The sequence below is a fragment of the Gracilibacillus sp. JCM 18860 genome, from assembly GCF_055395245.1.
Genome location: NZ_AP043868.1, coordinates 4,115,129 through 4,129,287 on the forward strand (window position 1 = coordinate 4,115,129; position 14,159 = coordinate 4,129,287).

Genomic DNA, 14,159 nt, shown 5'->3' on the forward strand with positions numbered 1-14,159 from the left:
TAAGAAAGAAGGTGGCAAAATGGTGAAAGTTGCAATAATTGGTGTGGGGAAAATGGGGCAGCGGCACCTAGAGAATTGGTTACAGATAAGTAATATCGACGTAGTGGGAATTGTTGGTAGAGATCTAGATAAATTAAAGCAGTTAGCGGAAACGTATAACACAACATCTTATCTCGATATCCGAAGTTTATTGGAGGATCAGAAAGTAGAAATTGTTGATATTTGTTTACCAACCTTTTTACATTATGAAGCTATGAAAGAGGTGATAGGAACAGATGAAAAGGTATCCATTGTTTGTGAAAAACCACTCTGCCTAAATGAAGACGAAGCAAAAGCAATCCTGCAGCTTAGCAAAGAGAAGGATATTCAAATTTTTGTTGGTCATACACTACGATTTGATCCAGAATATGCTTTTCTCCGTCAACAGATTAAGCAAGGTGTGGTAGGGGAAGTAGGGGTGGTCCGGTTATCAAGGAAGACTTCTTTTCCAGGTCGTTGGTTTAGAGACAATGACAAGAGTGGAGGCATATTGTTAGATTTAGGTATTCATGATTTGGATTGGTTGCTATGGACATTTGGAGATGTGGAAAGAGTATTGGCTCGACATATCAAACAAAAGGATGATAGAGAATTCGACTATGCTTTAATTATTTTAAGAATGAAAAATGGAGTGATTGTTCACTTGGAGCTTTCTTGGGGAGAAAGTAGTTTGAAGTCTTCCTTTGAGATTGCAGGCAAGGAAGGTTTGCTTGTGGGCAACAGTGACAGTAAAGAGCCAATTCAAATAGCTACAAAGCAACCAAATCAATCTTCCGATTATTTGCCGAAAGAATTAGTTACCGAATCCGCCATCTATAAACAATTAAGTCATTTTAAAGATTGTATCGTCAATGGAGCCTCCCCAATCATTTCCATTGAAGAAGCAGTGAAAGCAGTTGAATTAGCACAGGCTACGATATTTTCTGCTCGTAATGGAGTGCCAGTGTATCTTGCTGAAGAGGAGGTGCAGGAATGAAAGTTGGAATCATTAGTTTTGCTCATCTACACGCATCTGCTTATGCTCATTATTTAATGGAACACCCAGAAGTTGAATTAGTTGCGATTTGGGATGAAGATGCCAAAAGAGCAGTTGAAATGGCAGAAAAATATTATTGTCATTGTTATACAGTGCTAGAAGAATTCCTAGCTACTAATATAGAGGCTGTAGTAGTATGCTCGGAAAATGCTAAGCACAAAGAACATGTGATTGCTGCTGCAAAAGCAAAAAAGCATATTTTATGTGAAAAGCCAATCGCTACGGATTTGCTTGATGCAAAAGCAATGATTGATGCTTGTCATCAAGAGAATGTTGTACTACAGATTGCTTATCCAGTTCGATTTTCGCCAGTAATGCAACAGGTGAAAAAGATCATTGAATCAGGACAAATTGGTAAGATAGTTGCGATTAATGGAACCAATCATGGCCAAATGCCAGGTGGTTGGTTTATCAATAAATCCTTATCAGGGGGCGGAGCAGCAACTGATCATATTGTACATCTTCTGGACTTGACTCGGTGGTTGCTAAATGATGAAGTTCGCAACATATACGCAGAATTGGATACAAAGTTTTATGATATTGATGTAGAGGATTGTGGCATGGTATCGGCAGAATTAGAATCAGGTATTATTGTTTCCATTGATCCTAGTTGGTCTCGCCCCAAAACGTTTCCTACTTGGGGGGATGTGACGATGGAAATTACTGGAACAAAAGGTGATTTATCTATCGATGTTTTTAAACAGCATTTAGTATGGTACAACGATCGGGATAACAAGGTGCAACAATTACCATGGGGAAGGGATATGGATCAAGGATTAATAGAAGACTTCATTTCTTGTGTGAAAGAAGGTAGAGAACCTTCCATTACTGGTGAAGATGGGTTTAGAGCGTTAGAAGTTGTGAAAGCCGCATATCAATCATCAAACAATAAGAAACTAGTAGAATTGGACAGAATCGATTTGTAAAAATAGCTAGGACTTGAGACGGGGGTGCGTCAAAATGGCAATGGGATCTGAAATGGCAGATAGCAAGTCAATTACTCGCTCAAAAAAGAAATTATTAAGTTCTCGAGACTGGGCGGGATTGTTGTTCTCCACACCACTGTTAATTGGTATATTTGGTTTTGCAATATACCCTATGATTGCTGCATTAGTGATGAGTTTCCAACAAACTGCAAATTCCTTAACTGGTGAATGGGTAGGATTAAAGAATTATCAATATGTATTAACAGATTCGATGTTTTGGAAATCAATTTTCAATACTCTTTATATGGGTATTCTATCCGTTATTTTAGGTGTCTCCCTTTCTTTTATATTAGCAACATTAATTCATAATGTTCCATGGCTAAAATGGAAAAATTTTTTTAAAGGAGTCTATTTCTTACCGAATGTGGTGTCTTTGGTTGCTGCTAGTATTTTATTTACTTTTCTTTTTAGTCCTGGGAAAGAAGGGCTTTTAAATTATGCAATTGGACTAATTGGTATAGATCCAATTGGATGGTTTACTAATCCGACTTTTTCAAAGTTTAGTATTGTTCTAATGACTTTATGGGGAATGTTAGGCTATAACACTATTATTTTTATTGCAGCACTTTCTAGTGTTCCTAGAGATTTATATGAAGCTGCAGAAGTGGATGGAGCTAGTTGGTTCAAAAAATGGTTTTATATCACAGTTCCATACTTAAGGCCAATTATCTTGTTTATGGTCATTATGGGTGCGATAACTGCAATGAAAAGGTTTACAGACGTTTGGTTGATTGGGGGAACTGCTGGTAATCCTGCAGGTTCTTTGATGACAGCTGTATTATATATCTATCGAAATGCATTTTTATCCTCACAAATGGGTATAGCAACTGCCGCTTCCTATATTTTATTTATGATCATATTAGTACTAACCATTGCTTTACTATTTGCCAATAAAAATAGTAATTTGGATTGAAGGAGTGTGTAATAATTGGAACCTTCGAGTGTTAGTCATTTAAAGGAGTCGTATTCTAACAAGAGTTTTGGACGTTCTGCTAAAAAACAGAGACTTTTTGGAAACATCTTATTAATGGTAGTTTTATCAATAGGCTCACTCATTATGATCATCCCGTTTTTGTGGATGGTTCTTACTAGCTTTGATTGGCAAGCAAGGTTGAATATACCTTTCCCACCACGTTTTTGGCCTGAAGAGTTTTCTTTAAAAACTTACAAATTAGCCTTTACAAATATCCCAATGTTCAAATACATTTTAAATTCATTAATCGTTTCAGTAGGAGTAATTGTCGTAAGCTTAGGATCTGCACTGTTGTCTGGCTATGCCATTTCAAAATTAAAATTTAAAGGCGCTACAATTGTATTGGTTCTGGCATTAAGTACAATGATGATTCCATTTGAAATGACCATGATACCACAGTATTTATTATTTGACTGGTTAGAATTGCTTGATAGTTATTGGGCATTTTATTTACCGGCGTTAAATTTTGCATTTGGTACATTTTTAGCAAAATCTTTTATAGATCAGCTTCCAAGTACTTTAAGAGAAGCGGCGATTATCGATGGTGCAAATGAATTTCAAGTATTTGTTAAAGTCTACTTACCTTTATGTGTTCCAATTCTAGCAACGATGACAATTTTACAATTCTTGGCGGTTTGGAATGATTTGCTGTGGCCACTATTGGCGTTGCAAACTCCAGATAAATTTACCATTCAACTCGGGTTAGCCATGTTTTCGTATAATAAAACTCTTCCTTTACCATCAGTCATTATGGCTGCAACAACAGTAAGCTTACTCCCAGTTATTATTACTTATTTATTCCTGCAAAGATACATCGTGGAAAGTATTGCTTTATCGGGAATCAAACAATAAAAATTGTAAGAGAAGGAGGGATTACTTCTATAAATGGTTAGGCTGGTTCGAACGAAGAAAAAACTTAATAAAAAGGGGAGCTAGTAATGAGAAGTAAATTAGTTTGTTGGTTGGTTATTCTATTTATTCCGTTACTTGTTGCATGTTCAGATAGTTCAAGCTCTGATAGTCAAAACAGTGATATTGAAGTTGTCTCTGAGATTGAAGGTACTGTTAGGGTGGCGTTGGCAGGTTTTCAGCTAGAAGATGGAATTGATCCAATAACAGGTATAGAGAACAAAGGCATGCAAACTTTTATTGAAGAAGAGTTTCAACCTAGATTCCCGAATATTAAGATAGAATTAACACAGGTTCCCTGGGAAAATGCGCAATCAAAACAAACGGCAATGTTACAATCAGGTGATGTCGATATATTGTATACCGGAGGAGCTTTTGCTACTCAATGGTATCAACAAGGATTACTACGAGAATTAGATGACTTAATCGAAGACGACGCCAATTTTGATCCGAGTATATATTTAAAAGGAGTATGGGAGAACTCGTACAGTACTAAGTCTCCAGATAAGTCTGCTCATTTTGGAATTCCTGCTGTTTTGGGACGACGGGTTACCATCTATGATAAACAATTATTTGACCAATGGGGAGTAGAGTATTTATCAGAAAATCCAACTCCTGAAGAAATTCTAGAAAAGGCTAAGCAAATGACTGGCGAAAATCCTGAGACAGGCGAACAAAATTATGGATTATGGTTGGATGGTAAGTCTTTAAATCTCTCTACCTTTGTTGCTCTAACACATGCTTATGGTGCGACTGGGGGAGAAGGAACGTTAGATGATCCTAAAAATATAGATTGGAGCTTAAATTCTCCTGAAATGGTAAAAGTCTTTGAATGGCTAGAAAAAGCTGCTCAGTTACCACCCTCCGACTTTTTAAATGCATTAGGAAATGAAAGCTTTGGTTTAGAAAACAATAATATTGCGATCCATCTGGATGCAACTGGCGCAAGTACAATGGCAGAAGTGAGAGCATCTGCTAATGAAGAGTTATTAGAGCGTTTTGAATCAGTTCTTAACTTGGGGCCTGAAGGTGAGGGCTGGGTTGCCGTCGATCCATTCGTTATGGCGAAAGACACGCAAAATGTGGAAGCGTCCTGGGAAGTATTAAAGTTTTTAACAGGTTATGAAGCCCAAAAGCATAATTATCAAGAATACACGTATACTCCAACTCTAGTAGATGCAGACTTTGTTTCAGATCAGGATAAGTATATGAAAACTGCAGCTGAAATCGCTAGTGTGACCAATTCGACCTTAATGGATGAGGCTAACCCATTCTTTGGAAGTGAGATTGCCCCTGCTGTAAATGGTTTTATTAGCCAAGCGCACAATGGGGATGCTCCTGATATTCAAAGCTATTTAGACGATCTTCAAGATAGAGCTGAAAAATGGTCCGCTAATCAATAATAGAAGCTGGTGAGTGTAGAGGATGTTTTTGTTCCCCTACGCTCACCTAATAGAGGAAAATGACGCAACTAGTAAGCTGAAATTCAAAATAAAGGAGATTTATAGGCATGAAAATAGGGTTAAGCTCATATAGCTTGTTTGCTACTTTGAAATCTGGCGAAATGACTATTCTTGATGTAATGGAATGGATCACAGAACAAGGGGGAGAACATGTTGAATTAGTACCTAATTTGGGTTTTACATTAGAAGATCAAACTCAAATAGAGAAGGTCCGCAATAAGGCAAAAGAACTTGGTCTAGATATATCCAATTATGCGATTGGTGCGAATTTTCTACAACCTAATAAAGAAAGTTATCAAGCAGAAATGGATCGTGTGAAAAAAGAGGTAGATATTGCACATCAACTAGGTGTTAAACTGATGCGTCATGATATTGCTTGGAGACCGATTCCCGAAACATCCATTGCAAATTTCGAAGCAGATTTACCAATGCTTGTGGAGGCCTGTCAAGAAATTGCTAATTATGCAAGCCAATACGGCATAACTACAAGTATTGAAAATCATGGTTATTATGTGCAAGCTAGTGATCGAGTTCAAACTGTTCTTCACCATGTAAACCGTGCGAATTTTAAGACGACTTTAGATGTTGGTAATTTCTTGTGTGCGGATGAAAATCCTGTTACAGCTGTTAAGAAAAATATACGTTATGCCTCAATGGTGCATATAAAAGATTTTTATCATCGTCCTGCCCATCTATATCCAGGAGAAGGGTGGCTAGAGACTATTTCTGGAGATTATCTACGCGGTGCCATAGTGGGTCATGGTGACATTCCGATGAGAGAAGTTCTAAGAGTAATAAAAGATAATGGATATGACGGATATCTATCTGTCGAGTTTGAAGGTATGGAGGATAGCAGGCGGGCATCAAAGCTTAGCCTAGACAATCTTCGAAGAATGTGGAACGAAATATAAAGGAGGATTTTAACATGAAAATAGGTATCATTGGAGCTGGATCAATCTCTGAAAGTCACTTAGAGTCATATCATCATCATCCAGAAGTGGAGATTTTTGCAATTTGTGATCTGAATAAAAAAAGGGCCAATGAAAAAGCAAATAAATATCAAGCAACACATGTATACACAGATTATCTTCAATTGCTAGCAAATAAAGATATTGAAGCAGTAAGCATATGTACATGGAACAATACACATGCTGAAATAGCTATTGCTTCCTTACAATCAGGGAAGCACGTTCTAGTAGAAAAGCCTCTCTGTAAAACAGTAGAAGAAGCATTGAAAGTGGAGGAGGCCGTTAAAAGTAGCGGTAAAATTTTACAAGTAGGCTTTGTGCGCAGATATGCGACAAACACCAAAATTGTTAAAAAATTTGTCGATGGCGGGGATTTAGGTGAAATTTATTATGCAAAAGCTTCATGTTTACGAAGATTGGGAAATCCAGGTGGTTGGTTTGCTGATAAAGAACGTTCAGGAGGCGGCCCACTAATAGACTTAGGTGTACATGTTATTGATATATGTTGGTACTTAATGGGTAAGCCAAAAGTGAAGTCAGTTAGTGGAAATACATATAGTAAGCTTGGTAACCGCTCAAATGTTGAAAATTTATCATTTTATCAAGCGGCAGATTATGATCCAAGTAAAAATACTGTTGAAGATTTAGCAAATGCTATTATTCGTTTTGAAAATGGAGCATCTCTAATGGTAGATGTTAGTTTTACTCTTCACGCCAAAGAAGATATGATTACTGTAAATCTCTATGGAGAAAACGGAGGAATCGAACTAGAGCCAGAACTACATGTAATTACAGAGAGATATAATACTATTTTAAATGCCGCTCCACAAATAGACAATAAATCCTTTGACTTTGTGCAGGCCTTTCAAAATGAAATTGATCATTTTATTGCAAGTGTAAAAGGTGAAACACAAACTTTTAGCCCTGTGGAAGATGGTGTTGAAATAATGAAGATACTTTGTGGTATTTATGAATCGAGTGAAAAAGGAATCGAAGTCCAGTTTTAAATTAGATTAAAAAAACCTTGTATCATTTGTTTGGTACAAGGTCTTATTTAATTTTTTTGTTAATAAGTGCTTATCATTGGATAGCTTCAGTATTCTACAATATATGGACATTTCTCATAAAGTAGAAAAAGTGACTCACCTAAGGTTAGCAATTTTCTTATAAGGAAGGATAATTTAACGATGAACAAGTATCGATTTTTAAAGTTATTTTACTTTTGTTTTTCTCTTGGTACTGGTGCATTTCAATTTTTAAATTTATTCTACGTCGATTTCGGATTAAACTCTGTGGAAATTAGTGTATTATTTGCGGTTGGCCCGATGGTAATGGTCGTTGCACAACCGTTATGGGGCATGTTAACCGATTATCTTAATTCCCCTAAAATAACATTATTGATTATGATTTTAGGTGCAGCAACAACTGCCTTGTGGTTTCCTATTACTATAAATTTTGAACATTTACTCATTTTAAATATTATTTATTTCTTTTTTCATAGTGCTATTCCGCCGATTGCAGATGTGACAGCAATATCAATAATTGGAAGTAGAAAAGATTTTGGAAAGATTCGTCTGTGGGGATCCATAGGGTACGCAGTAGGGGTGGTGGCGATTGGAAGATTGCTAGACATTTTTGGTTTAGATATTATGTTTGTTTTACATAGTAGTTTAATTGTTTTTGCTCTAATCCTTGCACTTCAATTACCGGTTCAGACAGCTAAAAAAAAGCAGTTTCATTTAAAGAAGGTTATTCGTTTATTTTATAATCCAGCATTTTCTCTATTTCTAATCTTCAGCTTTTTTTTACACTTGCCAGTTCATGCAAATAACTCCTTTTATGCCGTATACTTACAGGATTTAGGTGCATCGATTAGTTTAGTTGGTATCGCTCTCTTAATTAAATCCATTTTAGAAGTCCCATTTTTCTCTATGTCAAAAAAACTAATGAGTGTTTTTACTTTTCCTATATTGTTAACATCAGTAGCTTTTTTTTATGGCCTACGTTGGCTTGTACTAGGTATAAGCGACAATCTAGATACATTAGTATGGTCACAAATCTTACTAAGTCTATCATATAGCATTCATTATTTTGTTGCTGTCGCTTATGTTGATGAGCTGACACCTATTAAATACCGAGCAACTGGTCAAACAATTTATTGGGCAGTGGCACTCGGTTTAGCCGGAATAATAGGGAATTTAATAGCTGGGTGGTTATTACGTTTTATCGAAATAAATCAGATGTATCAGTTAGCGACAGCAGTTTCCTTTACCTCTATTTTCCTATTATGGATAAAACGGAAGACGAAGCAGGAAGACTGACAAGCGTCATTCAATGTACGTCTCCTCTAGCTAAGAGTTTATCAATATGAATCACTTGATTAAAGAGGTAAGGTTTATTGATGATAAATAATAGAGAATATATTCTTTTGACGAAAACATAAAAGAAAGTAATATAATAAGGAACTGTATTTAATTGGAAATTCATAAAGAATCACTATAATTTAATGTTTTTATGTCTAATTTTATTGGTTTTTCATACTAAGGTTTTCTAATATAATGATATATAAAATAAATTTATAGGAGCATTTTAAGTATGAGGTAATCCCTTTTAACCATATTGCTTAATAAATGAAACATGCCATCAGACATCGTAGGAACTTTTTTTAAAAATGCACTATTTTTTTTGAAAAAAAGAAACCGGTTTCTTCAAGGAGGGTTTTAAATGAATCGTTTAGCTATTATTCAATCGACTAAATATTCACTTGAACAAAGATTAAAAACTTTAATGGAAGCGTTGACTTTAGATGAAAAAATTACCCTTTTAAGCACCTCGCAAAGTGCTGTACCAAGGTTAGGCATAAAAGAATATGCGGTTGGAGGGGAAGCAGCGCACGGAGTAGTAGATAGGGAAGGTAGTAAAACTAGTGTTTTTCCGCAGCCAATCGGATTGTCCCAAACCTGGAATAAACAACTTCTGTATCAGGTCGGAAGTATGATCGGGGATGAGGCAAGAATTTTTTATCAATTAAAGAATGAGAAGACAGGATTAACCTTGTGGGCACCAACGATAGACATGGAAAGAGACCCTAGATGGGGAAGAACAGAGGAAGCTTATGGTGAGGATCCTTATTTAACCGGAGAGCTTTCAAAAGAATTGATTAAAGGGATGCAAGGTGAAGATCCGTTCTATGTCAAGCTTGTTGCAGCTCCTAAGCATTTTTATGGCAATAATAATGAGGTCGGAAGAGAATCCACCTCTAATAGCATTGATCTAAGAAACCGAAGAGAATATTACTTAAAAGCATTTGAACCTGCCTTTAAAGAAGGTAAGGCATTATCAATGATGACAGCTTATAATGGTGTCAATGGTATCCCATGCATGCAAATAAATGAAATCGAGGAAATCGTTCGAAAAGAATGGGGCATGGATGGATTTATCGTTAGTGATGGTGGAGCACTAACATTAAATGTCGAAGAATATAAATATTATCCTACCTATGAGGAAGCTCTTGCCGATGCGCTAAAAAAAGGAATCGATTGTTTTGTTGATCGCAAAAAAGTGGTCGAGGATGCTGCGAAAAGAGCACTAGACAAGCAGCTTATTCAACCTGAAGATATCGACAGAGCGGTAAATCGTATGTTAAAAGTTCGTTTTCGTTTAGGCCACTTTGATGAAAACAATCGCAAAAACCCTTACAGCAGTGTTGATCTAGACAAAATGTGTAGTGTGGAACATCAGAAGCTGGTTAGAGAGGCAACAGATGAATCCATTGTTCTTTTGACAAATAACCAATCATTACTACCACTATCAAAAGAGATTAAAGATATAGCTATCATTGGTCCAACCGCAAATCATATTTATCGAGATTGGTATACTGGCTATCCTCCTTATACCATTACACCACTAGCAGGAATTCAAAACTACTTGCCAGATACCAAAATTTCTTTTTGTGATGGGTTTGACCGGGTTATATGGCGAACAAAAGGTGGAAAAACGTTAACAATTAATGAAAAGAAAGAATGGATGGCATTAGGAAAAAATGAACCGAAAAAAGCGATGATAGTAGATGAAGATTGGGGTGAAAATTGGCATTTATTTAAGAGTCCAGTAACAGGTAAATATTTAACACTGCACGAGTCTGCTGATTCCTTTATAGCTACAAAAGAAGAGGTTTTTGATTGGTTTAACCGAGAAAAAGTAAAAGTTAATCCTAAGACGAATGCATACTACCAATTAGAAAGCTGGAATGGAGAAAATATATCCATTGATAAAAAAGGTCGTGTCAATACTTCTGAGCAAGATCCCTCGCAATTTGAGCGTATCGTTATTGAGAATGGTATTGATCAGGCTGTAGAGATGGCAAAAAATAGTGAGGTTGCAGTTGTCTGTGTAGGAAATCATCCAATGATAAATGGCAAAGAAACAGAAGATCGGAAAAATATTAATTTAGCAGATTATCAACAGGAATTGATTCGTGCAGTTTATCAAGCAAACCCTAACATGATTCTTGTCGTGATTAGTAGTTATCCTTATGCTTTAAATTGGGAAAAAGAGCATATACCTGCCATTATCTATAGTTCGCATGGCTCTCAGGAATTAGGAAACAGCTTAGCAGCTACACTTTTCGGTGAAAATAATCCATCAGGAAAGCTGAGCATGACCTGGTACAAGAATAATGATCTGCTTCCATCCATTTTGAATTATGATATTCGAAAAGGGAAAAGTACGTATCAGTATGCGGAAGACAATGTATTATTTCCGTTTGGCCATGGCTTACACTATGCTGAAGTTTCTTATCATAATCTCCAGACTGAACCAGCCATCATATCAAATGATCAACCTATAAAACTATCCTTTACAATTAGGAATGAAAGTAATATACCAGTTAAAGAGGTTGTGCAAATATATGTCCGTTTTACGGAAACCTATTACGAAAGACCAAATAAATTACTCGTTGGATTTGAAAAAGTAGTTCTTTTACCCAAAGAAGAAAAAAGTATGACGATATCGATACATTCGGATCAATTACATGTCTTTGATGTTAGGAAAGAACAATACATACTTGAAAAAGGCTTTGTTCAATTTTTAGTAGGTTCATCCAGTGAAGAGCTTTTTATTAGATCTGATCTATACCCTATGAAAGGCGAGGAAATAACGGGAAGATCGCTTGATGGCCTCACTCCTACCGAGAATTATGATGCATACGACAACGTTTATTTAACAAAAGGCGAAGAGGAGAAACCTTGTGTAACAACGGATAACGAGGGGTGGATCATGTTCAGAAATGTGGAAGCGAGCGATAACAATCAGATAACAATCCGCGCAAAAGGTAGTGGTGTATTAAAAATATATGATAACGAGAAAATGCTAGAGCCTCTATGTTCGAAAGAAATCGATACGAAGACATGGAACGATGTCAATTGTGTATTGAAACCATGGCAAGATAAGAAGGACATTTATCTATGGATAGAAAAATTAAAATTACAATCTATTCAATGGAAGAGAGGCTGAGAAATGATGAAGCATATTCTACCACGAAAAGGTATTTGGACGGAAACCCCAGCCCAGAAATGGGAGGATGCGCTAGTAAGTGGTAACGGAAGCCATGGTGTCATGGTTTTTGGAGATCCAATAAAGGATACGATTGTTGGCAATCATTGCAGACTATACTTACCTCAAGGAAATAGTGATCAGCTGCCAGAAATGGCACCATATCTAGATAAAGTACGTGAAATAATCCGAACAAAAGGGTATGAAGAGGCCATTGCCTATTATTATCGAAAGTCTACAGAATTAGGCTATGAAGGATTGACGATGAGTGATCCTTACCATCCTGGTTTTCATTTATTTATCGAGACAGATCATCACAATTATTCCGGATATAGGCGAAGTATCGATTATGAAACTGGTGAATTGCAAGTTTCCTATCAAGTTAATCATCAGAGCTATCGTCGGAAAACGTTCGTATCCCAAACGAATAATGATATTATTCATGAATTAAGTCCAGGAAATTATCATATTTCTTTAAAGCAATATGTGGATAAAAAAATGAAACAGCGAACAGTCATAGAAGAAAATGTCATTCATGCACAATTTGATTATGAGTATAGTGATGCTGGATATGATGTTTGGATCCAAGTAATTGGTGCGGATAAGCTAATCACTAGTCATGAAGCAATCAATATTTGTGCCACTTCACCTACAATACTCGTCATGAAAATTATACCATATGATATAGAGAGCAAGAGATCAGTTTTTTCCAAAATGATAGAGAATGGTATAACTTATACTAAGCTTTTTCAGAAACATTGTGACATTCATCGAGATAGATTTGAGCGGGTGGAGCTAAGTCTAGCAACTGATCACGAAAGGTTGAGATCAATTGATGATATCGTATTAGAAGCTAAAAGAAACAAATCAATTTCACCAGTGTTGTTAGAAAAAATGTATGATGCAGGAAGGTATATGTATATATGTAGTGCCGGTGAATTAACTCCTAACCTACAAGGAATCTGGACAGGAACCTTTGAGCCTGCCTGGAGTGGGGATTTCACTTTTGATACCAATGTAGAGTTATCCATTGCAGCAGCTTTATCTAGTCATCAACTTGAAGGTATGCAAGGTTACTTTCGCTTAATAAAAGAACTCATCCCAGAGTTTAGAGAAAATGCAAAAAAATATTATGGAGCAAGAGGGGTGATGGCTGCCATTCACGCTAGTAACAGTGGTAAGCACCTTCATTGGAATGAGGATTGGCCATTACATTTTTGGACCTGTGGAGCAGGCTGGCTCGCCCATTGGTACTTCCAATATTATCGGTTTACTGGGGACAAAATCTTTCTAAAAGAAGAAGCGATACCGTTTTTAAAGGAAATTGTATTATTCTATGAGGATTTCTTAATCGAGAACGAGGATGGCACCTATCGATTTACCCCTTCCTATTCTGCTGAAAATGGATGCGCGGATAATGCAACACAGGATATAGCTGTAGCCAAGGAAGTGTTAACAAATTTAATGATAGCACATGATATTTTATCAATGGACTCACCAGAGCGCACTAAGTGGCAACAAATGCTACAAAAATTACCTGCCTATCAAATCAATGAAGATGGTGCTTTAAAGGAATGGTTAACTCCAGGAAAAGAAGAGAACTACAACCATCGGCATTTTTCTCATCTTTACCCTGTCTTTCAAAGCAGAGAATTTAATGAAATTACAGATCCGAAGATGTGGAGTGCAGCCAAAATAGCTTTTGATAAGAGGTTAGAAGCATGGCTTTTAAATAAAGAAGCAGATACGTCCTCGACACATGGTCGTATGCATTCTGCTCTTTGTGCGACGCAATTTCATATGCCAGATCTTGTGGAAGAGGTCTTCCATTTGCTCGTAAAAAATAATTGCTTCTATACCTCTTTAATGATGTCACACTATAATGATCAAGAGGTGTTTAATGTAGATGGCAATGGGGCGTTACCTCAAGTGGTTCATGAAATGCTCGTTGACTATAGCCATCATCGCTTAACACTATTAGGTGCTTTACCTAATTCATTGAAACAGGGAGAGATTCGTGGCATTCGACTTCCGGAACAAATGCAGGTTACTTTTTTAAAGTGGGATCTTACTAAGAAAAATATAGCTATGGAGCTTTTAAGTGAGATTGAACAAACATTGGAAATCTATTTGCCTCTTTATTCAGAAGCAGATGTGTCGGAAAAGAGGTTCACTTTATATCCCAATCAACCAAAAAGCTTGGTAATACAATTATAAAAGGAGCCGATCAGT

At 36.5% G+C, this 14,159-nt stretch carries 10 protein-coding genes; all 10 read left to right on the forward strand.

Going from position 1 to position 14,159, the window contains the following annotated elements; translation table 11 throughout:
• Window positions 1-22: 22 nt before the first annotated feature.
• The 10 genes from ACZ5R4_RS20005 (at window position 23) to ACZ5R4_RS20050 (ending at window position 14,144) form a co-directional block, all read left to right on the forward strand.
• Window positions 23-1,015 carry a Gfo/Idh/MocA family protein gene (locus tag ACZ5R4_RS20005; RefSeq protein WP_277678344.1) on the forward strand — a complete coding sequence of 331 codons (993 nt, stop codon included), beginning with the start codon at window positions 23-25 and terminating at the stop codon, window positions 1,013-1,015.
• Window positions 1,012-2,001, forward strand: a complete 990-nt coding sequence (locus ACZ5R4_RS20010; RefSeq protein WP_109983606.1) for a Gfo/Idh/MocA family protein — start codon at window positions 1,012-1,014, stop codon at window positions 1,999-2,001. The genes ACZ5R4_RS20005 and ACZ5R4_RS20010 overlap by 4 nt, the downstream gene beginning before the upstream one ends.
• 34 nt (window positions 2,002-2,035) lie before the next feature.
• Window positions 2,036-2,974: a carbohydrate ABC transporter permease gene (locus ACZ5R4_RS20015; RefSeq protein ID WP_277678345.1), complete on the forward strand. Its 939-nt coding sequence runs from the start codon at window positions 2,036-2,038 to the stop codon at window positions 2,972-2,974.
• A gap of 105 nt (window positions 2,975-3,079) precedes the next feature.
• Window positions 3,080-3,886: a carbohydrate ABC transporter permease gene (locus tag ACZ5R4_RS20020; RefSeq protein ID WP_245902280.1), complete on the forward strand. Its 807-nt coding sequence runs from the start codon at window positions 3,080-3,082 to the stop codon at window positions 3,884-3,886.
• An 86-nt stretch (window positions 3,887-3,972) separates the two neighbouring features.
• Window positions 3,973-5,346: an extracellular solute-binding protein gene (locus tag ACZ5R4_RS20025; RefSeq protein ID WP_464367889.1), complete on the forward strand. Its 1,374-nt coding sequence runs from the start codon at window positions 3,973-3,975 to the stop codon at window positions 5,344-5,346.
• 107 nt (window positions 5,347-5,453) lie between these two features.
• A complete protein-coding gene (locus ACZ5R4_RS20030; protein ID WP_277678346.1) occupies window positions 5,454-6,317 on the forward strand; it encodes a sugar phosphate isomerase/epimerase family protein in 864 nt (287 codons plus the stop codon).
• Between the two features lie 14 nt (window positions 6,318-6,331).
• Window positions 6,332-7,381 carry a Gfo/Idh/MocA family protein gene (locus ACZ5R4_RS20035; protein ID WP_109983602.1) on the forward strand — a complete coding sequence of 350 codons (1,050 nt, stop codon included), beginning with the start codon at window positions 6,332-6,334 and terminating at the stop codon, window positions 7,379-7,381.
• Between the two features lie 180 nt (window positions 7,382-7,561).
• A complete protein-coding gene (locus ACZ5R4_RS20040) occupies window positions 7,562-8,695 on the forward strand; it encodes an MFS transporter (protein ID WP_109983601.1) in 1,134 nt (377 codons plus the stop codon).
• 403 nt (window positions 8,696-9,098) lie between these two features.
• Window positions 9,099-11,888, forward strand: coding sequence for a beta-glucosidase (locus ACZ5R4_RS20045; RefSeq protein ID WP_464367890.1), 2,790 nt, complete (start codon window positions 9,099-9,101; stop codon window positions 11,886-11,888).
• Window positions 11,889-11,891: 3 nt separating this feature from the next.
• Complete coding sequence (locus tag ACZ5R4_RS20050; protein ID WP_464367891.1) at window positions 11,892-14,144, forward strand: glycosyl hydrolase family 95 catalytic domain-containing protein; 2,253 nt, start codon at window positions 11,892-11,894, stop codon at window positions 14,142-14,144.
• Window positions 14,145-14,159: the final 15 nt, after the last annotated feature.

Bases quoted from the DNA above. Each gene is read 5' to 3' on its own strand.
- ACZ5R4_RS20050 (WP_464367891.1), top strand. From the start codon at position 11,892: ATGATGAAGCATATTCTACCACGAAAAGGTATTTGGACGGAAACCCCA.
- ACZ5R4_RS20045 (WP_464367890.1), top strand. From the start codon at position 9,099: ATGAATCGTTTAGCTATTATTCAATCGACTAAATATTCACTTGAACAA.
- ACZ5R4_RS20040 (WP_109983601.1), top strand. From the start codon at position 7,562: ATGAACAAGTATCGATTTTTAAAGTTATTTTACTTTTGTTTTTCTCTT.
- ACZ5R4_RS20035 (WP_109983602.1), top strand. From the start codon at position 6,332: ATGAAAATAGGTATCATTGGAGCTGGATCAATCTCTGAAAGTCACTTA.
- ACZ5R4_RS20025 (WP_464367889.1), top strand. From the start codon at position 3,973: ATGAGAAGTAAATTAGTTTGTTGGTTGGTTATTCTATTTATTCCGTTA.
- ACZ5R4_RS20015 (WP_277678345.1), top strand. From the start codon at position 2,036: ATGGCAATGGGATCTGAAATGGCAGATAGCAAGTCAATTACTCGCTCA.
- ACZ5R4_RS20010 (WP_109983606.1), top strand. From the start codon at position 1,012: ATGAAAGTTGGAATCATTAGTTTTGCTCATCTACACGCATCTGCTTAT.
- ACZ5R4_RS20030 (WP_277678346.1), top strand. From the start codon at position 5,454: ATGAAAATAGGGTTAAGCTCATATAGCTTGTTTGCTACTTTGAAATCT.